The sequence below is a fragment of the Psychrobacter immobilis genome (assembly GCF_003148585.1).
Classification (GTDB): domain Bacteria; phylum Pseudomonadota; class Gammaproteobacteria; order Pseudomonadales; family Moraxellaceae; genus Psychrobacter; species Psychrobacter immobilis.
This window is the reverse complement of sequence record NZ_QGGM01000006.1, coordinates 119,371-144,596: the sequence shown is the minus strand read 5'-3', so window position 1 is coordinate 144,596 and position 25,226 is coordinate 119,371. Positions and strand designations below refer to the sequence as shown.

General features: G+C 42.4%; 19 protein-coding genes, 4 tRNA genes and 1 pseudogene. 10 read left to right on the top strand and 14 right to left on the bottom strand.

The features are described 5' to 3' along the window. The 10 genes and pseudogenes from C8D84_RS13785 to C8D84_RS07060 form a co-directional block, all read right to left on the bottom strand. Window positions 1–74 (bottom strand): annotated as a pseudogene (locus C8D84_RS13785) (hypothetical protein); the annotation flags it as partial. A 508-nt stretch (window positions 75–582) separates the two neighbouring features. Then, window positions 583–657 (bottom strand) — tRNA-Thr (locus C8D84_RS07100). Between the two features lie 119 nt (window positions 658–776). Then, window positions 777–850: transfer RNA gene (locus C8D84_RS07095), tRNA-Gly, on the bottom strand. Window positions 851–934: 84 nt separating this feature from the next. Continuing rightward, window positions 935–1,018: transfer RNA gene (locus C8D84_RS07090), tRNA-Tyr, on the bottom strand. 67 nt (window positions 1,019–1,085) lie between these two features. Then, window positions 1,086–1,161, bottom strand: a tRNA-Thr gene (locus tag C8D84_RS07085). A 183-nt stretch (window positions 1,162–1,344) separates the two neighbouring features. Next, complete coding sequence (locus C8D84_RS07080; RefSeq protein WP_109591058.1) at window positions 1,345–2,841, bottom strand: anthranilate synthase component I family protein; 1,497 nt, start codon at window positions 2,839–2,841, stop codon at window positions 1,345–1,347. A 277-nt stretch (window positions 2,842–3,118) separates the two neighbouring features. Next, window positions 3,119–4,273 (bottom strand): FHA domain-containing protein, encoded by a 1,155-nt coding sequence (locus C8D84_RS07075; protein WP_109591056.1) that lies wholly within the window; start codon window positions 4,271–4,273, stop codon window positions 3,119–3,121. Between the two features lie 123 nt (window positions 4,274–4,396). After that, window positions 4,397–5,251, bottom strand: a complete 855-nt coding sequence (locus C8D84_RS07070) for an RsiV family protein (RefSeq protein ID WP_109591055.1) — start codon at window positions 5,249–5,251, stop codon at window positions 4,397–4,399. Window positions 5,252–5,464: 213 nt separating this feature from the next. After that, window positions 5,465–7,060: a peptide chain release factor 3 gene (locus C8D84_RS07065; protein WP_109591053.1), complete on the bottom strand. Its 1,596-nt coding sequence runs from the start codon at window positions 7,058–7,060 to the stop codon at window positions 5,465–5,467. Window positions 7,061–7,248: 188 nt separating this feature from the next. After that, window positions 7,249–8,172, bottom strand: a complete 924-nt coding sequence (locus C8D84_RS07060) for a hypothetical protein (RefSeq protein WP_109591051.1) — start codon at window positions 8,170–8,172, stop codon at window positions 7,249–7,251. A gap of 279 nt (window positions 8,173–8,451) precedes the next feature. Between C8D84_RS07060 and C8D84_RS07055 the strand changes: the two genes are divergently transcribed. The 5 genes from C8D84_RS07055 to C8D84_RS07035 all read left to right on the top strand — a co-directional run bounded on the left by C8D84_RS07055 (window position 8,452) and on the right by C8D84_RS07035 (window position 15,263). Then, complete coding sequence (locus tag C8D84_RS07055; protein ID WP_109591048.1) at window positions 8,452–8,865, top strand: organic hydroperoxide resistance protein; 414 nt, start codon at window positions 8,452–8,454, stop codon at window positions 8,863–8,865. A gap of 197 nt (window positions 8,866–9,062) precedes the next feature. Continuing rightward, entirely contained in the window at window positions 9,063–12,053 is a 2,991-nt protein-coding gene (gene polA, locus C8D84_RS07050) for a DNA polymerase I (RefSeq protein ID WP_407691875.1), read from the top strand. Window positions 12,054–12,225: 172 nt separating this feature from the next. Further along, window positions 12,226–13,386 (top strand): hypothetical protein, encoded by a 1,161-nt coding sequence (locus tag C8D84_RS07045; protein ID WP_211181261.1) that lies wholly within the window; start codon window positions 12,226–12,228, stop codon window positions 13,384–13,386. Window positions 13,387–13,637: 251 nt separating this feature from the next. After that, a complete protein-coding gene (locus tag C8D84_RS07040) occupies window positions 13,638–14,186 on the top strand; it encodes a hypothetical protein (RefSeq protein ID WP_228244507.1) in 549 nt (182 codons plus the stop codon). A gap of 291 nt (window positions 14,187–14,477) precedes the next feature. Then, window positions 14,478–15,263, top strand: a complete 786-nt coding sequence (locus C8D84_RS07035; protein ID WP_109591044.1) for an SDR family NAD(P)-dependent oxidoreductase — start codon at window positions 14,478–14,480, stop codon at window positions 15,261–15,263. 65 nt (window positions 15,264–15,328) lie between these two features. Here the strand turns inward: C8D84_RS07035 and C8D84_RS07030 are convergent, their stop codons facing one another. Beyond that, window positions 15,329–16,630, bottom strand: a complete 1,302-nt coding sequence (locus tag C8D84_RS07030) for a right-handed parallel beta-helix repeat-containing protein (protein WP_109591042.1) — start codon at window positions 16,628–16,630, stop codon at window positions 15,329–15,331. Between the two features lie 195 nt (window positions 16,631–16,825). Between C8D84_RS07030 and C8D84_RS07025 the strand changes: the two genes are divergently transcribed. Continuing rightward, the gene (locus C8D84_RS07025) at window positions 16,826–17,158 is read left to right on the top strand and encodes a hypothetical protein (protein ID WP_109591040.1); all 333 of its coding nucleotides are present in this window, start codon (window positions 16,826–16,828) and stop codon (window positions 17,156–17,158) included. 118 nt (window positions 17,159–17,276) lie between these two features. Here the strand turns inward: C8D84_RS07025 and C8D84_RS07020 are convergent, their stop codons facing one another. Together C8D84_RS07020 and hemH are read right to left on the bottom strand one after the other, a co-directional pair. Continuing rightward, a complete protein-coding gene (locus C8D84_RS07020; RefSeq protein WP_109591038.1) occupies window positions 17,277–18,116 on the bottom strand; it encodes a BPSS1780 family membrane protein in 840 nt (279 codons plus the stop codon). Window positions 18,117–18,315: 199 nt separating this feature from the next. Next, window positions 18,316–19,335 (bottom strand): ferrochelatase, encoded by a 1,020-nt coding sequence (gene hemH / locus C8D84_RS07015; protein ID WP_109591036.1) that lies wholly within the window; start codon window positions 19,333–19,335, stop codon window positions 18,316–18,318. Between the two features lie 488 nt (window positions 19,336–19,823). On the opposite strand from hemH, the gene metX reads away from it, so the two are divergent. The 4 genes from metX (at window position 19,824) to trhO (ending at window position 24,302) form a co-directional block, all read left to right on the top strand. Continuing rightward, window positions 19,824–21,182, top strand: a complete 1,359-nt coding sequence (gene metX / locus C8D84_RS07010) for a homoserine O-acetyltransferase MetX (protein WP_109591034.1) — start codon at window positions 19,824–19,826, stop codon at window positions 21,180–21,182. Then, the gene (gene metW / locus C8D84_RS07005) at window positions 21,179–21,796 is read left to right on the top strand and encodes a methionine biosynthesis protein MetW (protein ID WP_045443684.1); all 618 of its coding nucleotides are present in this window, start codon (window positions 21,179–21,181) and stop codon (window positions 21,794–21,796) included. Before metX ends, metW begins: the two co-directional genes overlap by 4 nt. Window positions 21,797–22,357: 561 nt before the next feature. Continuing rightward, complete coding sequence (locus tag C8D84_RS07000) at window positions 22,358–22,939, top strand: tetratricopeptide repeat protein (RefSeq protein WP_045443681.1); 582 nt, start codon at window positions 22,358–22,360, stop codon at window positions 22,937–22,939. A 277-nt stretch (window positions 22,940–23,216) separates the two neighbouring features. Further along, entirely contained in the window at window positions 23,217–24,302 is a 1,086-nt protein-coding gene (gene trhO, locus C8D84_RS06995; RefSeq protein WP_109591032.1) for an oxygen-dependent tRNA uridine(34) hydroxylase TrhO, read from the top strand. Between the two features lie 109 nt (window positions 24,303–24,411). Here the strand turns inward: trhO and uraH are convergent, their stop codons facing one another. Further along, window positions 24,412–24,843, bottom strand: a complete 432-nt coding sequence (gene uraH / locus C8D84_RS06990) for a hydroxyisourate hydrolase (protein WP_201539760.1) — start codon at window positions 24,841–24,843, stop codon at window positions 24,412–24,414. Window positions 24,844–25,226 lie beyond the last annotated feature (383 nt).

The following is a 25,226-nucleotide window of genomic DNA, read 5'->3' as shown; positions in this document are numbered from 1 at the left end:
TTACCGTGGTCAACGTGTCCGATTGTACCGACGTTGACGTGTGGCTTTACGCGTTCAAACTTGGCCTTTGCCATGGGTATTTCCTCTTTTTTTGGTGAATCTTTATCAATCAAAGATCGGTGAATAGCTGTTTGACGGCTCATGATGCATACAGAACCATCAAACCGTTGACGCTATGGCTTATCTACTAAAACTGTTGGATCACTTTACGACTGTATATATGTGCTCAGATTATGCATTTCAATGCTGCACACATAAGTTTAAGCATTATACGTATTTTTTAATCTAGTCAACATTGCAAGATATTATACATTATCGCTGTTGCACTACTTTATCTTAGTGTAAATCATTAATAATATTGGAGCCTGCCGAACCTAGATACTTTTATCTTAAATAATTTTATATAATTACTCATGTATTAGTAACTTAATAAATTGACAGCACTAAAAGGCAACACCTCAGTGTCACCCTTAAATATTATTTGCTACACTGTAATTTATAATTTTCAATATTTTGTAATTTCGATATCGTCACAAACTGTTTAAATATGGCAAAGCAAACACAAGAGGTTTAAACAATAAATGGAGCTCATATTGAGAATTGAACTCAAGACCTCTCCCTTACCAAGGGAGTGCTCTACCGCTGAGCTATATGAGCATGTTTTTAATAACCACAAAAAATAACTTATGGATTTACTAAAAAAAATATCACGATACAGCAATACTAAAACTGACTGTCGTGATGATTTATTGATAATCTTTGCGATGTTGTATATATGGAGCGGGTGGCGGGAATCGAACCCGCGTCATTAGCTTGGAAGGCTAAGGTGTTACCATTATACCACACCCGCAATTACTCTTATTTAAGAAGACTCTAATCGAGAGTCATTAAGTATAAAGAGTATGCTTGGCGCTATGACAAACTTTAAAAAATATGGTGGTGGGAGAAGGATTCGAACCTTCGAAGCTTTCGCGACAGATTTACAGTCTGTTGGGTTTGACCGCTCCCCAATCCCACCTTAGTTTGCTTTAAACAAAAATGACTTTAGTTTAAGACAGATTCATAAAAAGCTACTTTAAGAGAGATGGTGCCGACTGCCGGGATCGAACTGGCGACCTACTGATTACAAGTCAGTTGCTCTACCAACTGAGCTAAGTCGGCTTGTTCTCTTAAAGTGGTGGCTATTCTATCAAATTTTTTGAAAGACGCAAGCCCTTTTTTGCCTTTTTTATGATTATTTCAATAAAAAAATATAACTAATTGATTGTAATGATGTTTTTTTAAATAAAAAAATAGGCTATTTTTCCACAATAACCGCATACTGTGTTTTTATGACTGGAGTCCCTAGCGAATCCGTAAACCATTACACGCCATTTTTACCGCTTTGACCAACGCCAATGCTTTTTTGTTGGTCTCTTCCCACTCTGCTTCTGGAATAGAGTCAGCGACCACCCCAGCGCCCGCTTGGATATGAATTTTACCACGGCGCATCACGGCAGTACGAATAGCAATGGCGGTATCCATGTTGCCATGCCAGCCCAGATAACCGACTGAGCCGCCAAATACCGTTCGGCGGACTGGCTCTATCTCGTCAATGATTTGCATGGCGCGTATTTTGGGTGCACCTGATAGCGTACCAGCGGGGAACGTCGCACAAAAAACATCCAACGCATCCTTATTGGGCAATATCGTCCCTTCAACATTAGAAGCAATGTGCATCACTTGCGAGTAACGCTCGACAAACATTTTTTCGGTGACTTTGACACTGCCATATTCACAAACGCGGCCAATATCATTACGACCCAAATCGATAAGCATCAAGTGCTCGGCGATCTCTTTTTTATCACTCAGCAGCTCTTTTTCAAGCGCTAAATCTTCCGCTTCATTTTGTCCGCGTCTACGAGTACCCGCCAATGGTCGTACCGTCACTTTGCCATTTTCGATACGTGATAATATCTCAGGGGATGCTCCAATAATGTCGAAACGCTTGTGATCATCGAGGGTGTAACCATGCACCAGAAACAGATAAGGCGATGGATTTAAGAATCGTAGGGCACGATAAACTGCTAATGAGTCGCCAGTATAATTGGCCGTCAAACGCTGCGCAGGAACGACTTGCATGACATCGCCTGCTAAAATGTAATCCTTTATTTTATTGACATCATGACAATATTTCTGCGCGCCTGTTTGTGAGGTAAATGTCGGCGTTGGCATTACGGGTGCGCTCAGATTTGGCATTTCTGCCAGTTTTTCTTCAATTTTTTCTAGTTCGCGGATGGCATTGCTATAGCCATCTTCAGTGTGACAATCAGCATAAACGATGATAGATAACGTATTTTCTAAACTGTCAAAAACAATCACGCTCATTGACAGCATCAGCCACATATCCGGCATTGTCATCGGATTGGGGGCGTCTGACAAACCCACGCTTGGCTCGATAACCCTCACCATGTCATAGCCAAAGTAACCTACTAAGCCGCCGCTAAAGCTCGGTAGCGTTGCAATATCCTCGACTGTTGGCATCTTATACTGCGCCATTAGCTGACGAATATAGTCAAACGGGTCAGCGACTGCATCGACATCGGTATGGTCATTTTTTTTGACGGTCATATTACCATCGGCATACTGCAAAATGAGATCACTACCTAAACCAATCATCGAATATCGTGCCCAACGCTCCCCGCCTACGACAGACTCAAATAAATATGCAGAGCCGCTTAAATCACGTACTTTAGAAAATACAGATACTGGTGTCTGTGCGTCCATTAGACGTTTTTTTATCAGTGGAGCATGACTAAAGCCACGGTCTTTAAAAGCTTGGTATTCTTCAAAAGTCATCATAGTGAAGCTCTCTTAGCAAAATATTGGCAAAAGATAGGAACAGTAAAAATGATAATAAGCATATAAATGCAATATAGCGTCAACACTCTATCGAATGTTGACGCTATAAAATGACGTATTGTAATTAGCAATGTTCTTAGTCAGCTAATATTTGACGACTGACTAGGCGGCAATGTTCAAAGGCTAATATCAAAGCTCTCTAACATTAATTCACTGTCATACAACGGACTCATTAGTCGATGGCTAGATGCGTGCCATCATCGTTTACATGCGTCAATTATACGCCGCCCATATTAAATAGCCATAGCGCCAATCCGATAATTAGAATGGCAATAAACACCCAAATAAACCAACCACCGCTTGGTTTTTTCTCTGCCTGTCTTGCATTGGCTGGATTACTGATAGTCTGATCCATCGCATTATTACCTTCTGTCCCAAGATCACGAGATTGACCTAGATTGGCAGTGCCAGAAAATTGTGCTGTTGCCGCCTGCTTGGCTCGTAGAATATCGGGATCTGCTTCTTCTTGTAGAGCAGTTTTAGTCGTTTTGTCATGCTCTGATTCAACTGCTGGCTTTTCATGTACAGCTGACTGCTCTACTAATGACGTATCATGAGCAGGTGCTGTCGGTGCCGCCTCTGTCGCTGCGACGACTTCTGGCTGACTTACAGCAGGTTGTGCATCTGCTACAGTTGCAGCAGCGACTGGTGCCGCTTCAGTTGTGTTAGACACGGTATTATCTATAGCCGTTAAGACTTCATCGATGCCCGTTTGTTTGACAATCGGCTCCTGTAAGACTGGTTCAACTGTTTCATTAACACTGGTCTCAGTTACCCCTACTGAGTCTGCTACTCTATCCGAGGCGGTATCAACAGGTACTGTCTTCACATCAGCTATCACAGGCAGAATATATTCGATGCCCGTTTGTTTCACAATCGGCTCTTTTGCCACTGATTCATGAATAACAGGTTCACTCACCGTCAAGTCTTCGACAGCCTGTGTTTCGGCAGTCGTTTCAGCAACCACGGTCTCAGTCTTAGCCACTGAATCCTGTACTGCTACGGGCGCTAATACATCAGTATCTGTGGCAGCAAGTGGCGCGTTTACCTGAAAGCTGAAACTGGCAAATCCAATGGTATCATCTACTTGTAAAAGGCTCGATGTATTACCGTCGATACGCTGCTCGTTGATAAATGTACCGTTCGACGAGTCTAAATCTTTGACATACAATCGACCATCTAAGACGCTTAACACCGCATGATTACGCGATACTTGCTTGCTACCAAGTACCACGTCATTGTCGCTGCCACGACCAACAGACAGGCTGTCATTGACCGTCAACGTTAGGTCACCAAGCGCTTCTGTTAATGCATTAAGTTGCCAAGTCTCTGTGTCGACTGTCGCCTTCATACTATCTGTATTGTTCGTCATGCGGTAACTCCTTATTCTTTTATTAAATTTCAAATGGTTTTAGATAAATCATTGCCAATTTTTTAAGAGATTTTACGATTTTTTTAATATAAACCGTAATAAGTTATGCAATGACCATCCGAACTATTTAGGTATAAAGTGCGGCTTTATGACACCGTCGAGCTTACTGTACGGAATACTAAGTACCGGCATACCGTAGGCATATGGGCCGATAGCGTAATGCTGATAACGAATATCGATGCCTTTATCCGTCAGTGTCACATTGTCACTTAAGGTAAATGGCCAGTTTTTCTCATAACTGCTGACATCGTCGTCAACCGTTTTGACCCAAGTTTTATAAGCATCATAAGCAAGCGCTTTAAAACGTGATTCCTTGCCTGATTGAAGCATATCCTCAAGCGTGACTTGTTTTTTGGTGCCAAGGTCAAATATCAAGTATTCGCTATAAGGCATGCCATGAGCGCCACCAGTAAAGACATAAGTATTGATTTCAAACAATTCAAAATCACTGACATGACCTAAATACTCAGGCGTTACCATTAGGCTATAAGCCCATGAACTGCCCTCTGGCATATCTATGAACTGTGAGCTGGCAAAGTCATCAATGGCGGCTTTCACCATTGTCTGATTGACGTTCGTTTTGATAGGCGCAGATTCAGTCGGTTTACTATTGACGACTAAATTATTAATACGCGCATTGGCGATATCATTGATCCAACCGTGATTGGTCTTCAGATATTTGATGTCAATCTCTGGACAATTATCGCGCTCAATACACTGTGCTTGCACTTTTTTAGGCAGCTCATATTCTAGATAATCCGTACTACTGATGAGATTACCTGCATTTGCAGGCATGGCGATGCTACCTAGCAGTAAACTGCCGGCAAGCAGTCTCAGCAGACGACTACGACTTGCTGTCATCGATAAATGCGGATTCATTGTTGGCTGATTGATATCAATTTGATTCGCAGCGTTCATATATCCTCTTTTATAAACATAAGATGTTACTTGATATTCTACCGTAACAATGACGATGTATTGTAGGAACACTGTTTGTGTTTTTAGGGTTTTGCTGTCTCCTGCTAACGAATAGCTACCTACCCTCTCTCGTTTAATGCCTAAATCTAAGCTAATAAAAAAGACACGGCTGGCGTGTCTTAAAAGATAAACTAACTCGTGAAATGATGGATTTTAATGCTCACGAGTATTACTAAAAGTGACTTCTGGATAGCGATCTTGCATCAGCTGTAAGTTGACCCGTGATGGGGCAAGATACGTTAAATAACCACCACCATCTAGCGACAACTGGTCATGAGCTTTACGTTTGAATTTCGCTAATGCCACTTCATCATCACAATGAATCCAGCGTACGGTGGCAATCGATACCGGCTCAAAGATACACTGTACTTTGTACTCTTCTTTGAGACGATGCGCGACCACTTCAAACTGTAGTACACCAACCGCACCTAAGATTAAATCGTTGTTAATCTGCGGCATAAAGACCTGTGTCGCGCCCTCTTCGCTTAGCTGCTGTAGCCCTTTTTGCAAGGCTTTTGATTTGAGCGGATCTTTTAGAATGACACGACGGAACAATTCGGGCGCGAAATGCGGAATACCCGTAAAGTTCAGCTCTTCGCCTTCCGTAAAACTGTCACCGATAGAGATGGTGCCGTGATTATGCAAACCGATGATATCACCCGGATACGCTTCTTCTAACGCTTCGCGGTCCCCTGCCAAAAAGGTCAGTGCATCGGCAATACGTACGTCTTTACCCAAACGTACATGCTTTAGCTTCATGCCTTTTTCATACTTGCCTGAACACACGCGTAAAAATGCAATGCGATCACGATGGCGTGGGTCCATATTGGCCTGAATTTTAAAGACAAAACCACTAAAATCCGTCTCTATTGCCGCTACTTCACGCTCATTGGTTGGATGCGACTTGGGTGGCGGTGCATATTTGATCAAGGTATCAAGTACCATGTTTACGCCAAAGTTGCCCAATGCTGTACCGAACAATACTGGCGTCATCTCGCCCGCTAAGAACGCCTCAACGCTAAATTCTTCTAACGCCATTTGTACCAGCTCAAGTGACTCTTCGAAGGCATCAAACATCAATTGACCCAAACGCTCACGGATATCTGGATAATCATAGCCCGCGCGGGTCTCAGAGACTGTCATCTTGCCGCCATTACCTTTTTCATAAAGGTAGGTCTTATTTTCGGTCAGATGATAGACACCAACGAAATCTTGTCCCATACCAATCGGCCAAGTCACTGGAATACATTTAATTTTTAACACTGCCTCAATCTCGCTAAGCAGCTCAAGCGGCTCACGAATTTGACGATCCAGTTTGTTAACAAATGAGATGATTGGCGTGTCGCGCATGCGGCAGACTTCCATCAGCTTGATGGTTCGCTCTTCGACCCCTTTAGCACCATCGACCATCATCAGCGCGCTATCCACAGCGGTCAAGGTGCGATAGGTATCTTCACTAAAATCGGCGTGACCCGGTGTATCCAATAGATTGACCACATGGTCTTGATAAGGAAACTGCATGACAGAAGTGGTGATCGAGATACCACGCTCTTGCTCCATACTCATCCAATCTGATGTCGCATGGCGATCAGTCTTGCGGCCTTTGACCTCGCCTACTACCTGAATTGCCTGACCCCATAATAGTAACTTTTCAGTCATGGTGGTCTTACCTGCATCGGGATGCGAGATAATGGCGAAAGTACGGCGTTTAGCCACTTCTTTGTTTAATTTCTTTGGATCTACGCTCATAATTTTTGGCTTCAACCTTAACTTCAAAAAGGCTGTCTTTTAGACAGTAATCTAACTAAATAGAATAAATAATGAGCGTATTGTAGCGGATTTAGCGTCAAGGTGCAGAATTAGCGCATAAAAAAACACTCCCTAGATAGTCAAATAGAGAGTGTTGGTCAATTTTTTAACATGATGCGTTTTTAAGATTAATAGTAGCGTTTGATTTGTGCAGCCAAGAAATCTCCTGCGACTTCATTGACTATCGTACAATCCACCACACCGCGAATACTGTTGGTATTCGGATTCATCACACCTTTGGCAACATAATTTGCTTCATAAATAGCATTTTTATCATCAGTGTCATCGTTATATTCGACACCATTGTACTGATAAGCAGGCTGATTCCGGTATTCAAAGAACGTCACTTGTGCCGCTTTTTGCTTATTGCCGATGCCTACACCAAACTCAGAGGTTCTGTAGCCTCTATCATCGCTAAAACGGTTTTCAGCTGCATCAATCCACTTATCGAGCGATGTATATCCCGTCTTGTTTTTGTCGTTAAAGGCTAAAAACGAGCTTTCGCTCTCGACTACTGGAATATAGCAAACAGAGCCTATCGGAAACTCTGCATTGGCTGGAATCTTAGGATAATTATTTAAGTCGGTGAGAATACCGCGACTGTTATTTATGTTTGTACCAGCGCTATAACTGTTTGCCTGCAAGCCTGATAAGTTAAGCGTCTTATAATTGGTTTCGTAGTCTAGCTTGTTATTACTGTCTTTTTCATAGATAGGACGTTTGACAGTGCGGTTATCAACTTCAATATCTTTATTATCCAGTCGCCCTTCGAAGTTGTCTGCCAATACCGTTCTGTCCAAAGTATTCAAACCTTGATTACTATAATTATTAACGATATTTTTTATCTTGATTTCACGCTCACCAGTACGGTAGGTCTCATCAATGCGTGCAATGGCGCTATCTTTCGCTTGCTTATCATAGCTATTGTCAAAGCTGGTCAGCGTAATCTTACTGCTACCCGAACCATAAATACCATCATCCTCCCCGCCGCAGCCAGCAAGGGTAAATGTTAGCAAAGAAAGTGCAATAGGTAACACCATTGATTTATTCATCGAATAAGACCTTTATTGGTTAGATTTTTTATCATCTATTTTGATAACTTTATTTTTTACAGCTATATTCCTATATTACATTAATACTTCTGTTACTTATAGCGATTAAGCTTTTCTTGCGATAGTTAAATGCAGCTAAAGATTCTACTAACAGTTCACTTACAAATCCACAGTATATACTTACGACTGACCTATATTGCTCATGCACTGGTTTGTTATGCTGAATCCCCTATCAAAATTTAATGCTTAAACATAAAAACTCACAACAAAGGATATGTTATGAAAACACTATATTCCACCAAAGCAACAGTTACTGGCGGCCGTACAGGTAATGCCAGTCTGCAAGACAGTGATTTGACGATTAATATGGTCGCACCCGGCTCTGATAAAGACGGTAATAATCCAGAGCAGTTATTTGCGATGGGCTATGCAGCTTGCTTTGATGGCGCACTTGCTGCGGTCAAAGGGGCAGAAAAAGCAAAGTTTGATTCTACTACTGAAGTATCAGTAGATTTAATGAAAGGTGAAGGCTTAGATTTTCAATTAGCTGTGAAAATTCATGTCACTGCTGAAAACACAGAGCTATCAGCGGATGAGTTCCAAAAGCTGGTCGAAAAAGCCAATAAAGTTTGCCCATATTCTAAAGCGACTCACGGTAATATCGATAGTGAAGTGACTTCAGAAGTGAGATAGATTTTTAATAATAACAATGTCGGCTTTATCTATAAGAGAACTCAGTGAATACTGGGTTCTTTTTTTATGAGCGTCTGTCAGCAGTAGAAATATCATAACTATCGAGAAGTTCGGCAAGGTCTGATTTTATCGTTATAATGGAAGCATCGTTTTATCTGATATTGACTCTATCTGATACCTAATAATAAGTGACCTTTATGACTGACCATATGACCGAATCCTCCGCAGACAATAACCACAACTCGCATCAAGCGCTTGACCCTAAAGCCTTACCAAATTTTGATACCATGCCCAACGTAGCGACTATGGACACCAGTCACGTGGACAAAAATCAGCCACCTTTTATTTTGGTTGATGGCTCTTATTATCTGTTTCGCACGTATCACGCCTTGCCAAAAACCATGCAAAACTCGCAAGGGCTGATAACGAATGCCATCCGTGGCACGCTCAATGCGCTGTTAAAATTGATGCGTCGATATCATCCTACTCACATGGCGGTCTGTTTTGATACCAAGTCACCAACTTTTCGCCATCATATGTCTGCTGATTACAAGGCGGCTCGTCCGCCCATCGACATAGAGCTGGTGGAGCAAATTCCTTATATCCATCGCTTGGTAACCGCTTTGGGCATTCCACTGTTACGCATCGAAGGTGCAGAAGCAGATGATATTATCGGCACACTGGCGCACCGTGCGGTCGAGCAAGGTCATCATGTGGTTATCTCAACCGGCGATAAAGACATGATGCAACTGGTCAATGACTGCGTCATATTGGAAGACAGCTTCACGGGCAAAGTGACAGACACCCAAGCGGTCATCGAAAAATTCGGTATTAATCCAAACCAAATGATTGATTTTTTGACCTTGATGGGTGACGCCTCTGACGGTATTAAAGGCGTGCCCGGTATCGGCAAAAAAACCGCCAAAGACCTACTCGTTGAGTACGGTGATATCGACAATATGTTAAAGCATATTGGCTTTATTAAAGGACGCGGCGCTAAAGGCTTGATTGAGCATGCAGAGGAAATTCCATTCAATGCCAAACTGGCCACTATCGTCACAGACTTAGATATCGGTCAAGACTGGAATGATTTGAAAATCGATACCAATCCTTGTGCTCATATAGATGAATTGCGCGAGCTGTATAGCGAGCTTGAGTTTAGAAATGAGCTTGCTTCTCTTGACCACCCAAACCATCCAGCCAATGCTAATGGGAACGGCGTACAAAGTGTTGCAAGTAGCCAAGCAGATGCTGAATCACAAGCACAAATCGCTAAATCGCTACAATCAAGCAGTATTGAGAATGTCCAAAACGGTAAACAGCATGATAGAGCGTGGCATACTGTGCTCGACGAACCAGCTTTTGAGAGTCTGGTTCATTTACTCGAGTCTGCACCGCATTTTGTCATCGATACCGAAACCACTAGCGTCCATTGGCGTCAAGCACAAATCGTCGGTTTGTCTTTTGCGGTACAAGCGCATGAAGCCTATTACATACCACTGACACATGCGCTAGAGGGTGACGAGCTGACGGCTAAACAGCTCGACCGCGATAGCGTTTTAACACGTCTAAAACCTATTTTAGAAAACCCAAATATCGGTAAAATCGGTCAGCATTTAAAATACGATGCGCATATTCTCAGCCATTATGATATCGATTTATTGGGTAGCATTCATGCTCGTCCCAATAATTGGGCGATGGATACCATGCTTGCCAGCTACGTGATTAATGCCGCTATCACTCGTCATGGTATGGATGATTTGGCACGTCACTATCTACAAACGCAAACTATCAGTTATGAAGATGTCGCTGGTAAAGGCGCTAAGCAAGTTACCTTTGACCAAGTCGCCATCGATATCGCTAGCGACTATGCTTGTGAAGATGCTGACATTACTTATCAGCTATTTGAGGTGTTCAGCGTTGAGCTAGCGAACGATGCCAATAATGCCAAATTGCTACACGAGCTAGAGATTCCAACGGCGGAGATACTCTGCCAGATGGAAGCAAACGGAATTTTAATCAAACGCCCATTTTTAAACGAGCTATCGAAACGCTTCGATGAAGAAATTATCGCGCTAGAAAAACGCGCTTATGAAGTGGCAGGAGAAGAGTTTAACCTCGGCTCACCGAAGCAGCTTGGTGAGATGCTATTTGAAAAACTCGGCGTTCCGGGTGGCAAAAAGACCAAATCAGGTCAATACTCTACTGGTGAAGCCGTACTGTCAAAAATCGATCATCCATTGGTCGATATTACCTTAGAATATCGTGGTCTATCTAAGCTCAAAAGCACTTATACCGATGCGCTTGATAGTGTCGCAGATAGCGAAACTGATCGCGTACATACCAGCTATCATCAAGCATTGACCAGTACTGGGCGTTTGTCTTCGACTGATCCCAATTTACAAAATATTCCGATTCGTACCGCGACTGGTCGCTTGATTCGTCAGGCCTTTATCGCCCCAGAAGGTCGCGTTATTTTGGCGGCGGATTATTCACAAATTGAATTGCGTCTCATGGCGCATTTTTCAGGGGATAAAAACCTCACTGACGCCTTTAACGAAGGGTTAGATATTCACGCTGCGACTGCCGCTGAAGTACTTGGCAAAGATGTTGCCGACGTAACCTCGACCGAGCGCCGTAATGCCAAAGCCATTAATTTTGGCCTGCTATACGGTATGAGCGCCTTTGGACTTGCCAAGCAGCTACAAATGAGCCGCAATGAGGCACAAGATTATATCGATATGTACTTTGATCGCTACCCGGGTGTCAAAAACTATATGATCAATACTCGCGCCAGTGCTCACGAGCAAGGCTATGTCGAGACGATATTGGGTCGTAAGCTCTACACGCCTGATATCACTCATAGCAACCGTATGGTTAAACAAGGGGCAGAACGCGCGGCTATTAACGCACCACTACAAGGCTCAGCGGCTGATTTAATTAAGCTGGCTATGATTGCTGTCGATAAAGTACTGCCAAAAGCGCAAGCCAAAATGCTGCTACAAGTCCATGATGAACTGGTGTTTGAAGTGGATAGTGACAAGGTAGATGAGATTAGCCAACTCATTACCAATGCAATGCAAGAGGTATTAACGACCACTGCCGTTGAAAAAGGCTGGAGTGTGGAGTTTGCTGTGCCGTTATTGGTTGAGACGGGTGCGGGCGAGAACTGGGATGAGGCACATTAAAGTATTGCGAATGATGAATAAATGAGATTGAAAAAGGCTAGGCACAATGTCTAGCCTTTTTATTATTAGTAGATTTAAAGCATCTCATATCACGACCTTCTTATGCTTAACGACCTATGGCATAATACTTTTGTTTGTCCTTTTTGGCTACCCAAAGTAATTGAAGCTCTCCATGATTAAACAAGCAAATTTCAACACCATTACCCTTTACACACTTGCCAGCTTAAGTTTATGCACGCAAGCATGGGCGGATACTACACCCACCACAAAGCCGAAAGTCGAACTGCTAAAATCTGACACGGCTTCGTTATCTCATGATGCTAACTCTAATCGAGATGAAAACCTCAATCAATTTGGCTATCTACCTCAATCTACCGAAACATCTGCCGAGCAGTCTGCTCCATCAGTACAAGGAGCACAAAACTGGACGGACGAACGCCGTGAAGATGTCCAAAAGCAGCTGCATGAATGGGCACACAAAATGGACGGTTGGTTCGGCGAACCAGATCCCAAAAAACCCGCCAAAGCCAGTTTACGAGTTGTACTAGATACCCGCTGGGTCAACGATCCACAATCAGGCAGTGACGTGAGCGTTGAACCTAGGATTCGCGGCCGCTTACGATTGCCAGTGTTAGAAAAAAGATTGAGCCTGATTATCGGTGATGAGGATTTGGATGAAGATACCTTTTTAAAACAGAATGTGACGGGCGATACTTACCAAGCAAGTACCAGCAACCAAGATGGACTCGTCAACAGGAGAAAAACGCGAGAAGACAATGGTTCTATCGCCCTTCGTTGGTCACGTTTTAGTCATGAGGTTGAGCAGCAGTTAGGGGTCAAAACAGATATCGATGTCGGGATTCGCTCGCTCGATGACTTATACGTAAAAGTAAGCGTCGATAAAGACTGGTATGACAACAAAAAATGGACTCTCACTAGTGATAGTTACTATCGTTATGGACTCGATAGTGAGCACTATGCAAAAGGCGGGCTAAATCTGCAATATGGTACAAATGCTGACCGGTTCATCAATAATCGCACCGCCATCCGTTATCGCAATCGAGACAATGAAGAAAGCACAGACTGGAGCAACGACCTCAGACAAGTGCACTATTTGGGCAATGAAAAACAGTTGGCTTATGGTGTCTCTACTGGCGGTTACTTTGACCATGACAAATCAACATTAAACAGCTATGGCCCTGCTATAAGCTACCGCCAACCTGTCTGGCGAGAGTGGCTTTATGTACAAACAGAGCTAAATTACTATAATGATAAAACAGCAAATAAGGACCATTACCCATCAGCATTATTACGGATGGAAGCCTTATTTTAACCCTGCTATCTATTGAATTGGTTGTATCATCATAGGTATAAATAGCCGATAGCAATGTGCACAACAAAGAGCATTTGTTTGCTTGTATTAACAATGACATATGACTCATTAGTTATATTAAATAACGTTATAGCGCTGACATTGGCGTTATAATAGCGGCTTATTGCGTTACCTGTAATTAAATTAATTTCGTTCTAAAGTGAGCCTTTGTGCTCACTTTTTTTATTTTAAAAAATCAGGAGGTTTTTATTTTGAGTTCAGATGGTATCATCGAAATCCCTGGCATTATTATTTTATTCGCCTGTCTGCTACGTTGTGTGCAGTACTTACTACAGAGCTCTGCCGCAAATACGTTTAAACAGATTCGAGCTTTTTGGTTGACAGCGGTGCTGGTATTCTTTGCTGTGATACGCCGTGAGTTAAATTATCTACCAGACTTATTGGTTCCCACTGACTTTGTGTTGTTCAGCCATTCTTATGACTGGTGGGAAGACCTCGTCCTGACCATCGTTTATGTGCTGATCGTTGGTTTATTGGCTTATTCATGGCGTTATCTTTGGGCAATATTAAAAAAAGTACCCGTTTCTTTGTATTTTAGCGTCGCCGCCTTGGCATTATTAGAATATATGGGCGAAAACGCCATTATGATTCCCGAAGCTTTTGGCGTCATCACAGAAGAGCTGTCAGAGACTGCTATTTATGGCATTGCCTTGATTTATTTGTGGCGCTTAAACTTAAACGAGTACGACTGTCAAGTAGAAGAGACGAGCGAGCTGCATTGTCAAACGGCTTCACACTAACGCAGAGTGTCTCTGCTAACAGTGATAACTACTCGTTATATTAATCACCATGCGCTCTACATCAATAGTTATACTCTCTAGCAAAATATATTTAGACGAATTTGTTATACTACAGTCAGTTCAATTTAAAAATAGTACAAGACAACCGAGTGTAGATGTATATTTAATACTTCAAGCGAGGCTAACGCAGTATTATTATAGTGGAATGACTATAATAATAAGTCCGAGGGATAAGCATCCTAATATACGACCTCGATTTACTCATGATTAATAACGATTAAGTCACTTATTATGAATATATTGATTACAGGCGCATCACGTGGTATCGGCTTGGCCACCGCCAAAAAGCTGGCGGAAAAAGGCCACAATATTGGGTTATTTGCGACCAATACTGCCACACTTAAAAGCGCCATTAAACACAAATCTTTTAAGAAAGCCGTCAAACAACAGCGTATTATTACAGGTCAGCTGGATGTCACCCAGCCTGACTCGTGGGACAATGCGATCAATCAAATGATTGAACATTTCGGTGGTATTGATGCACTCATTAATAATGCTGGGGTGCTGGTCAGTGGCGCATTGCCAACGACCAATCTAGATGAGCAATTGGCTTTAATTGACGTCAACTGTAAAGGTGTTTTGATTGGCTGTCATAAACTGGCGCCTTATCTAGCTGATAGCAAAGACGGCAAAATTATCAATGTGTCCTCTGCTTCTGCTATCTATGGTCAACCCGAAGTTGCGACTTATGCGGCCAGTAAGTTTTTTGTGCGAGGTCTCACAGAAGGCCTTAATATTGAGTACGAAAAATTGGGTATCAAGGTGATCGATGTGATGCCGCTGTGGGTCAAATCTGACATGACTGCTGACATCGAAGTGACCAGTATGGATCGCTTGGGCATCCATCTAACGGTCAACGATGTCGCCAAAACATTGTTTAAATTGACGACCAGTCCCAATCGTAAACTCAAAAGTACGCATTACTCTGTGGGCATGCCAGCAAAAATCTTTCAAGCAGTCTCGCAAGTCACGCCAGATTCTGTAATCCGCTGGGTCAATACCAAGGTTGGTGCTTAATAGCCACATCACCTATTCGTTATACTGTTGTTTACCGGTAACGCTTGTTTAATATACAACCACACTTACGGCTGCTCAATATGAGTAGCCGTTTTGCTTGCCTCACGAATTTTTATGGCTTGCTCAGCAGTTTTACCAGTAAAAATATTGTTTTTAATAACCGTCTCTTTTATCGCCCCTGCTGCGCTGTCTTCCCGAATTTCAGAACCAATGCTAATCGGTAAGTTCACATCAGCAGCGAATTGATTACCGCTAATAAATGTGCCGTCATCCTCTACGATAATGCCCTGATCGACTTGCTCAAATCGATTATCGATAATTTGATTGTCCTTAGCACTGTCTAAATGATAGCTCGCAAATGGCGTTTGCTTCAGCAAATAAGCACCGCATTCAAAACCTTTGAGATTGCGCGACTGCCTTGACGCAACCCAAACCCCGACTGGCTCGTCGTTAAAAATATTGCCACGAATGATATTGTCACGGCTCGACTCGGTACGCTTAAAATGATTGCCCCGCGTACTGTCATCAGCATGCTCAAAGCAATTGCGATACAGCAAAATACTGCCTGCCCCATTATGGATAAATTGATTGTTTTCGATACGGTTATTGCTCGACGAATCCACGGCAATAGCCTCACGATTGGGCTTAAAGGTACGGAAACCATTACCGACAAACACTGAATTTTTAATCACATTATCGCGGCTACCAAATTCCAGATATAACCCAACGGTGCCTGCATTTTGAATACGTACCTTATCAAAGCTCACGCCATGCACATGATCACCGACAAACATGCCACTATTGGTACTGTTTTGACTACTCACATTAATCACGCGAATAGCGCTTGGTGCAAGCGCACGATTGGCAGCAGGGTCTATCAAGCCGCGCGCATAGCGCTGATTGGGCTGGCTATATTGGCGAATATGTAGCGCATGACCATAGCCATCCACATGACAGTTGGCAACGGTAATATCTTCGATAGCGCTATCTGTTTTGGGCTTAATTATAATGGCGCTAACCTTTGATGCATCATCAACGCGAGTACTGAGTAGTGCGCCTTGACAATCAAGTGAGCTATGCGAATCATTCAACTCAAAGCGTATCGACTTGGCTGTCAAATCACAGCTTGCACTGAGTACGCTGTGACCTTTTACCTTAACTATTTGCTTCGGCGTCAATTGTGCGCAGTCTATGGTTGTCATGGCTTTTGGCAGTTTGGCATCGATAATTAATGGCTGTTTTAAATCAGCCTTATCCAAGCTGCTATGGGCGCTGCTACCAGAAAAAGGTACACCTTCACAAGCCGTCAAACCTATTGTGGCACTGATTAAGGATATTGTGACGAACAACCTACTACTTGATACCATCGTATATTTCCTATTTTTATGTCTATCTCTTACTTGTCTTACATTTTTTTAACATCCTGTGACACCTTACTACTATTAGCAATCGTCATAACACGTCACAATGTTTTTAATAGACAATGCTTTTAATAAATGAATCTTAATAAATAAAATCAGTCACATCCATTAATAATAACTATCGATAATAAGGAACGCACTATGGACCATTCAAAAAGTCCGCTACCAGAAGCAATGGATCACATTGAAGGTGATACGGACGTCAATAATAACAGCCAAGAAATTGATTTGGCTGACCCTATGTTGCATACCATTGATAATGATGATGTCATTGACAATAGCGCAGGATTCGACAACTCGCAAGCCGGAAGTGATGCAATTCAAGGGCTAACCCCTATCCATCATCAAAATATAGACGAATCGCGAATCGATGAAGTATTAGTGGACGATAATTTGGATGACAGCGATTATCCAGATATTATCGATATCGCTGATAGAGACGCGGCGGAACGTAGTAATGATGACGATTTTTAACCACGCTCTTTCATGATAAAAAAGCTTTCAAACAATAAAAAAGCACGCTCGATATAACGGGCGTGCTTTTTCATTGTGCTTACATTACTTCTGATATCAGGGTCTGGTAAGCAACCAACTATAGCGCTGACAATGGCTGATCTGTCCAAACGTCTCGGTAACTGGTGTAGTAAGTGAGCAACATAACAGGCAGCACTAAAAATGCACCCAGTCCCAACGTTAAGATGATTAAAATAGGCAATAACAACGAAAAAACTAAGCCATAAACTAAGATAGGAATGATGTTTACCTTACCTGCTTCAAAGCTTTTTTTCATGGCAGCGATAGGCTCAAGATTGTGCAAAACAATCAGCGCTGGGGCAAACCAAAGTACCATATAGAGCGGTATCATGAGCAGCATAGTCAACAGGTAACCGAAGAAAATACCGCCTAAGGAGATGTCATTCATCGCCCCATAATTATTGCCCATGTCACCTGACATCATAGAAAACATCATACTGCCCATAGCGATAAATAGCGGAATCAGAGCAATAATGATACCGACTAAATATAGTAAGCCAAGGATGAGTAGTGGCTGCCAATGACTTTTAAACGCTGAAAACAAGTGATCAAAGCGTAGCTCAGTTCCTTGTGATTGCGCAGCTGCTCCTTTGATAATACCCGCAATAAACATAAATATAGTGGGTATGATAAGGACGTTAAGTAGAGGCACTGAAGACGCAATACCAACAATTACTAAGAATGTCACACTGATACCAAACCATAATAACGGCTGATTTTTAAACAATCCAAAGGCTTTGATAATCCAGCTCATGCCAGCCGCTGCATCACACTTACGTGGACTGGTTAGCAACTGCGGTAATGCACTGCCATACTCATCGGTTGGCGGCAAAACGGGTGGCTGACCATCTGATTTTTGTAATGACACATTGGCGTATGGACTACTAGGGTTGGACATGTTTATCCTTAAAAATAAAGTTAAGCAAACGTAAAATTAACAATGACAATAAAACAAAAGTTTATTTGGCATAGTCTTACATATCAGTCACAAAAAATCCCAACTTTATTCCATTTTATTTAATTGCATTGAAATTCTTTAGAGAAAAAAATACCGAACATGATGTCCGGTATTTTTTATGATTTACAAATACAGTCAATCAAGCCCAACCATCTAGCGTTCCCGCCCAGCCTTTGACCAATGGCGCACTGAGAGCTTCGAGCAAATCAATGTGCGCCTCATCCAAGTTCAATGCAGGAATATAGTGATATTCTTGTCCACCCGCGTGGAGAAAGTTTTCACGATTTTCGATGGCCAGCTCTTCTAGCGTTTCCAGACAATCAGCAGAAAAAGCCGGACTAATGACTTGTACCGAGCGCACACCTGACTTGCCCCAATCTTCTAGTACCACATCGGTATAGGGCTTGACCCATTCTTGCTTGCCAAAGCGTGATTGAAAACTGATAATCCATTCGTCATCTTTTAGACCAAGCGCGTGAGCCACTTGTGCGGCGGTACATTTACAACGCTTAGGATAGGGATCGCCTTTATCAGCATAAGGCTGCGGGATGCCGTGGAAGCTAAACATCAGCTTGTCAGGCTTGCCATGCTCTGCTTGAAAGCGGCTAATCGAATCAGCCAATGCTTGAATATACAGCGGATGCGCAAAGTAATCTTTGACAATAGTATAGTTCGGCAAATTGCGCTGCTTGAGCGTCCACTTTGTCAGTGCATCATAAACAGCGCCACCAGAGGAAGCGGAATACTGTGGAAATAATGGCAAGATAACAAAGTGATCAACGCCTTCACCGCGCAAGGTATCCATCACATCAGGCAAACCAGGATTGCCATAGCTCATCGCCGGATGGACAGAAACCCGAAATGGTGCGGCACTATTTGCAAGCCGTGGTTCCAATAGCTCCACTTGGCTCTTTAGTATCTTACGAATCGGTGAGTCGCCTTCCCAAATACTGGCATAGGCTTTTGCCACACGTTTAGGGCGGCTTGGCAATACAAACAAATTGAGAATAATCGCCCACAAGAATTTCGGAATCTCGATGACACGGGGGTCAGACAAAAACTGTTTTAAGTAACGACGTACGGCAGGCGCTGTTGGCTCATCTGGCGTACCTAAGTTCACTAATAGGACGGCAATACGGGGAGGCAGTTCAGGTTTCATAGCAGCACTATTTTATTATTAGGTTAATTAAAGAAGAATATGCGATAAAAGATTATTAAGTCATGATTGATTGAATGCTTTGTTAGTGTAGCATTTTATCCATTAATAACGCATGGTAAAAGTACACTTATACAATTTGATACTTAGTTGCTATTTATTGATAGTCAGCAATCATTGATTCACCCCAACCCTTCTCTGCCTACCACCCATCGTCCCTAAAAACTGTGCTTAAAAGACTATGCTCAAAAGACTCGCTCGACGGTTGTACTCCTACGCGCATCACCATACAATAGGCAAGCACATTGTAAGAAAAACATTTAGAAAACAGTGTCGGCAAAGCAGTATTGGCAACACTGCCTATCGACAGTTTGCCCTTTTTATTTTATTGATGATTGTTGTCTTGCGAGGTAGCTTTGAACGCACGCCCTAATAATACCAGTGACCAGTCCCCGACAGATACGCTTCATTCGGCGAGCTTAGTTAATCCCATGGACTCAGTAGGTTCAGTCGGCATTATCACGCCTCAGATTTTTCATTTCGCTGAGCCGTTGACGTTAGAATGTAATCGTACTTTGCCATCGTTTGATTTAATCATCGAAACTTATGGCACGCTAAATAACGACAAATCAAACGCGGTACTCATTTGCCATGCCCTATCTGGTAGTCATCACGCGGCAGGTTTCTATAGTGCTGATGATAAAAAGGCTGGCTGGTGGGACAATATGATTGGCCCTAATAAAGCGATCGACACCAATCGGTTTTATGTCGTATGTGTCAACAATATCGGCAGCTGTTTCGGCTCTACTGGTCCGACAACGATTAATCCAGATAGCAATGAACCGCAAGTTTATGGTCCTGACTTTCCGCTCGTCACTATTAAGGACTGGGTAAAAACCCAAGCCATGCTGTCAGATCGTCTCGGTATTGACGTTTGGCACGCCATTGTTGGTGGCTCAATGGGTGGTATGCAGGCGCTTCAATGGTCAGTTGATTATCCAAATCGGTTAAAACGCTGTGTGGTCATCGCCAGCACGCCAAAGCTCTCAGCCCAAAACATCGCTTTTAACGAAGTGGCGCGCCAGTCCATTTTATCTGACCCTGATTTCAAAGAGGGACGTTATTTACAAGCAGGCACCTACCCTCGTCGCGGGCTAATATTGGCTCGGATGGTTGGGCATATCACCTACTTGACCGATGACGCGATGAAGGCAAAGTTTGGTCGTGATTTAAAATCTGGCAAATTTATGTATGGCTACGATGTTGAGTTCCAAGTGGAAAGCTATCTACGCTATCAAGGCGAGCGCTTTAGCGAAAATTTCGATGCCAATACTTATTTGCTCATGACCAAAGCTTTAGATTATTTTGATCCAACACGTGATTATCCATCAGCCATGGCAACAGATTCGACAAAATCAGCAGCACAGCTTAAGGACTCGATTGCCACATCAGTGGAATCTAGTAAACAAAGCACGCAACCTGCCTTAGAAGGTACAGTGGCAACGATAGATGAGAGTGAACAGAATCGTCAGCAAGAGCTGTCTGCGCTCAAAGCCGCCTTTGCCCATACGCAATGCCAATACCTAGTGGTCTCATTTACCACGGATTGGCGCTTTGCACCGGAGCGCTCACAAGAGATTGTCGATGCGCTGATGGCGACTGGCAAACCAGTTAGCTACATCAATGTCGATGCGCCGCATGGTCATGATTCTTTCTTATTTGATATTCCCCGTTATATGGGTGCCGTCCGAGGATTTTTGACTGCGCCATTTATCACCGACAGCAAATCAAAACAACTAGCACAAAGCACAAATCAAAGCAGCCAGCAAAAATCAGGAGCACGCTCATGAGAATGGATCATCAATTGGCTGAGCGCTGGATTGCGCCGCACTCACATGTACTAGACTTGGGCTGCGGTAATGGTGAGCTACTCGCGCATTTACAACAAAATCGCGGCGTCACAGGCTACGGACTTGAGATTGACGAAGAAAAAATCAACGATGGTATCGCCAAAGGCTTATCTATCATCGAGCAAGACTTGAATGATGGTCTGGCACGTTTTGCTGATAACAGTTTCGACACCGTCGTCATGGCACGGGCGCTGCAAGCGGTCAAATCACCTGATGTGCTCTTACTTGACATGCTACGTGTTGCTCGCGAAGCCGTCATCACCTTTCCCAATTTTGCTCATTGGCAAAACCGCATTCATTTAGGACTTAAAGGGATGATGCCTGTCTCAGAGGCATTGCCTTACGAATGGTATAACACTCCAAACATTCATCTGTGTACGTTTAAGGATTTTGAGCAGCTTTGTGCACAGCATGATATTCATATCGTCAACCGCTTTGCCGTCAGCGATTCTGAAAAAGGTCATACGCCACTTATGAAAGCATTGATACGCCAAGCACCCAACCTATTGGCAGACGTCGCTATCTATCGTGTCACCAAACAAAAACCCGAATAATAGGTTTGTCTACTTAGGGCGTATCTTCATTTTAAAAATGGTGATAAAAATGAGATAAATTACTGTCAAATAAGGAAAGTAGCGCAAATAATATCGAGATATTGCTAAGCTATTTGACGATGTTTGGCAAAATTTAGCCATTTTCTGCCTATTTAGAGGATAATCGATTGAATTGAGGACACGCCCTAGCATTAGCTGAAAGCGATAGGACGACTCAGAAATACAAATTTTAACCTTAATGACTGGTTAATTTATTCTTACGCTTAAGTAACTCTATGATTTTATTGAGGACAATGAGGTATGAATAAGCATTAAATCATGTAATTAGTATTTGAGTTTCGTAAGTTTGGGTGTTAAGCTAGCAAAATAGTGTCAATCGCACCCTGATTCTGACCGTTTATCGGTTCGATTAAAGGCATTTGCCACACTACATCGATTAATTATATTGCTAATGATTAGGTAAGTTGGTATCGCAAGATTTCACCTAATTGTTATCGCCGTCTAAACCCTTTTAGCGGTGCAACTTTTTTTGCTTATTAACTGCCTAATTTTGGAGCTGCTATGAAATTATTAAAAGCTGCGTTGTTTACTGCCTTATTTTCTTGTGCAGGTCTAGCAAACGCTGAGTTAATATCAAACGTACCACTTGATACGTCACGTTTTGAGCTAATGCCAGTTAGTGAACTGTCTAACCGCGCTGCCCAAGGTAACGATCACGCTCAGTTTTATTTAGCCAAGCGCTTACAGAAAGGTGAAGGCATTGCAAAGAATACCCAGCAAGCTATCCAGTGGTATACCAAAGCGGCTCAGCAAGGCGTTGCCCCTGCTCAGTTGAATCTTGCCATCATGTACTTGCGCGGTGAAGGTGTACAGCCTAACTTGCAACAAGCGAAAGTTTGGTTAGAAAAAGCCGCTATGCGTGGCGATAACCGTGCCAGCTATACACTTGCATTGCTCGATGAAAAGCAAAAAAATCTAGTCGATGCTTATAAATGGTACGATTTGGCTGCCCGTGATGGTATGCTTGATGAAAAAGTCCGTAACAAAGCACGCGGTAAAATTGGCCAGTTGGCATTGAACTTATCAAGCTCAGACATCGCTAGCGCTCGTAGCAAAGCCGATACTTGGTTCCAGAGTAAGTAAACTCTAATTTTGCTTTACGCAGTGAATATAAAACAAGCTCAGTATCTTACTGGGCTTTTTGTTGTCTATCTTTATTATTATAATCACCACCTATATCTTTCTTAAGAATGATAAAACCTCCAAAACTTCCTTGAAATTTGCTACACTACGCCCGCATTAGTCAATTCCACAATTGCGCTAGTGTTATGAATCTTACCAATTAATTTCAACTGTTAATTTTAAAAAGCACCCTAAACCCAACGCACTAGGTTTGCGACCTAGCCAGCAGGAGAAAAATATGAGTACCATTCAAGACCACAATACAGATAGCAATATCCAAAACAGCACTGTCACAGACAACAAATCAGCCCCAGCCTACGATAGCGTCACCAATAACATCGTCGTTGCCGCTCTATATAAGTTCACGCGTTTTGCTGACTTTGAGCAATACCGCGAGCCAATTTTAAATAATATGCTCGATAATGATGTCAAAGGCACGTTATTGATTGCTAATGAAGGCATTAATGGTACGATTTCTGGCACACGCCAAGGTATTGATAACGTCCTTGAGTATCTGCGCAGTATCGAAGCGATTGGCAGCTTTACCTTTAAAGAATCTTATACCGATGCTCAGCCTTTTTATCGTACCAAAGTGAAGCTCAAAAAAGAAATCGTTACCATGGGCGTTGAAAATATCGACCCATTGCAATCAGTTGGACGCTATGTAAAACCAAGCGAATGGAATGCGTTAATCTCAGACCCTGACGTCATTCTTATCGACACCCGTAATGATTATGAAGTTAAAATCGGTACGTTCCAAAATGCCGTCAATCCAAATACCGAAACGTTCCGCGAGTTCCCAGAATACGTCGCAAAAGAGATGGATCCAGCCAAACATAAAAAAGTCGCGATGTTCTGTACTGGTGGTATACGCTGTGAGAAGTCTACTGCTTATATGCGTGAACAAGGCTTTGAAGAGGTGTATCATTTAGAAGGTGGTATCTTAAAATATCTAGAAGAAATTCCAGCCAGCGACTCTATGTGGCAAGGCGATTGCTTCGTTTTTGATAACCGCGTGTCGGTCAATCATAACTTAGAAAAAGGAAACTATGAGCAATGCTTCGCCTGCCGTATGCCCATTACTGTCGATGACATGCAAAGCCTTGCTTATATCAAAGGCGAGTCTTGCCCGCATTGTATTGATAAAGCAACGGGTGAGCAAAAAGCCAGATTTCGCGAACGTGAGCATCAAATGCAGTTAGCAAAGAAACGTGGCGAAGCGCATATTGGTAGCGATGTGATTGATGTGATTGAGAAACGCAAAGCCGCTAAAATTGAAGCACGTCGTCAAGCAGAAGAAGCCAATAAAGCTAACGCTGAATAAATTTAAGCTTGATAAAAGCAAAAAGGACGCCCCAATCAAATATTTGATTGGGGCGTCCTTTTCTGCTTTATTAGTACTAACTTATGACTTACTTAGTACGTAATATGGCTTAGCTACCGCGGTAAGTGCTATAGCCGTATGGAGATAAAGTGATTGGCACATGGTAATGATTATCGCCTTCGATATTGAAATTGACTTCAACATATGGATAGAAAGACTCTAGACCTTGATTTCGGAAATAAGGAGTCGTCTCAAAAATCAACTTATAAGTACCGTCATGCTCAACACCGTCTTGATTCGGTAAGAAGTTGCCGATACGACCATTATTATCAGTCTTTTGCGCATTAAGCAATTTCCAGCTACCAGTTTTCTCTTGCATCATCAGTTTTACATTGACGTTTGGTGCTGGTTTGCCCGTACTAATATCTAAAATATGACTAGATAATTGATATTTATCTTGATCACCAGCAGCATGGCTAGCCGTTGCAGTCATAGCTAATACGCTACCAAATGCAGCTGCCTTGAGTAAGTTGTTTTTCATGAATCATCCTATTCAGTCAATTGTATGTGTTAAATAAATTACCTTCTTCAGCAAGCTATTTACCATTTTTAAATATGCTTATCCGCAGAAAATAACCGTGATTTACCTCAAAAACATAATCAATCATGTTGTTCATTAAAAATATATTCATCATTATAGGCTTAATGTACTGGTGTAGTTTATATTGTTAATAAGACCCTATAATTAAGATAATGTTAACTTATATAAAAATGAGTATAGTGAATGTAAAACTTACATTCGCTATAATTTGGGTTACTTATAAATAAAAAGCATCAATGCCATGATTGAACATTGCAATTGCTTGATTTAAGACAAAAAAATAGCAGACTATCTGAATGATGGTCTGCTATTGCTATGCTAAA

Coding starts and splice junctions, on each gene's coding strand:
- metW (WP_045443684.1), top strand. CDS start 21,179: ATGAGAATGGATCATCAATTGGCTGAGCGCTGGATTGCGCCGCACTCA.
- C8D84_RS07025 (WP_109591040.1), top strand. CDS start 16,826: ATGGACCATTCAAAAAGTCCGCTACCAGAAGCAATGGATCACATTGAA.
- C8D84_RS07060 (WP_109591051.1), bottom strand. CDS start 8,172: ATGAATAAATCAATGGTGTTACCTATTGCACTTTCTTTGCTAACATTT.
- C8D84_RS07055 (WP_109591048.1), top strand. CDS start 8,452: ATGAAAACACTATATTCCACCAAAGCAACAGTTACTGGCGGCCGTACA.
- C8D84_RS07035 (WP_109591044.1), top strand. CDS start 14,478: ATGAATATATTGATTACAGGCGCATCACGTGGTATCGGCTTGGCCACC.
- C8D84_RS07030 (WP_109591042.1), bottom strand. CDS start 16,630: ATGGTATCAAGTAGTAGGTTGTTCGTCACAATATCCTTAATCAGTGCC.
- uraH (WP_201539760.1), bottom strand. CDS start 24,843: ATGAAAAACAACTTACTCAAGGCAGCTGCATTTGGTAGCGTATTAGCT.
- C8D84_RS07070 (WP_109591055.1), bottom strand. CDS start 5,251: ATGAACGCTGCGAATCAAATTGATATCAATCAGCCAACAATGAATCCG.
- hemH (WP_109591036.1), bottom strand. CDS start 19,335: ATGAAACCTGAACTGCCTCCCCGTATTGCCGTCCTATTAGTGAACTTA.
- metX (WP_109591034.1), top strand. CDS start 19,824: ATGGACTCAGTAGGTTCAGTCGGCATTATCACGCCTCAGATTTTTCAT.
- C8D84_RS07045 (WP_211181261.1), top strand. CDS start 12,226: ATGATTAAACAAGCAAATTTCAACACCATTACCCTTTACACACTTGCC.
- polA (WP_407691875.1), top strand. CDS start 9,063: ATGACTGACCATATGACCGAATCCTCCGCAGACAATAACCACAACTCG.
- C8D84_RS07000 (WP_045443681.1), top strand. CDS start 22,358: ATGAAATTATTAAAAGCTGCGTTGTTTACTGCCTTATTTTCTTGTGCA.
- trhO (WP_109591032.1), top strand. CDS start 23,217: ATGAGTACCATTCAAGACCACAATACAGATAGCAATATCCAAAACAGC.
- C8D84_RS07065 (WP_109591053.1), bottom strand. CDS start 7,060: ATGAGCGTAGATCCAAAGAAATTAAACAAAGAAGTGGCTAAACGCCGT.
- C8D84_RS07080 (WP_109591058.1), bottom strand. CDS start 2,841: ATGATGACTTTTGAAGAATACCAAGCTTTTAAAGACCGTGGCTTTAGT.
- C8D84_RS07075 (WP_109591056.1), bottom strand. CDS start 4,273: ATGACGAACAATACAGATAGTATGAAGGCGACAGTCGACACAGAGACT.
- C8D84_RS07020 (WP_109591038.1), bottom strand. CDS start 18,116: ATGTCCAACCCTAGTAGTCCATACGCCAATGTGTCATTACAAAAATCA.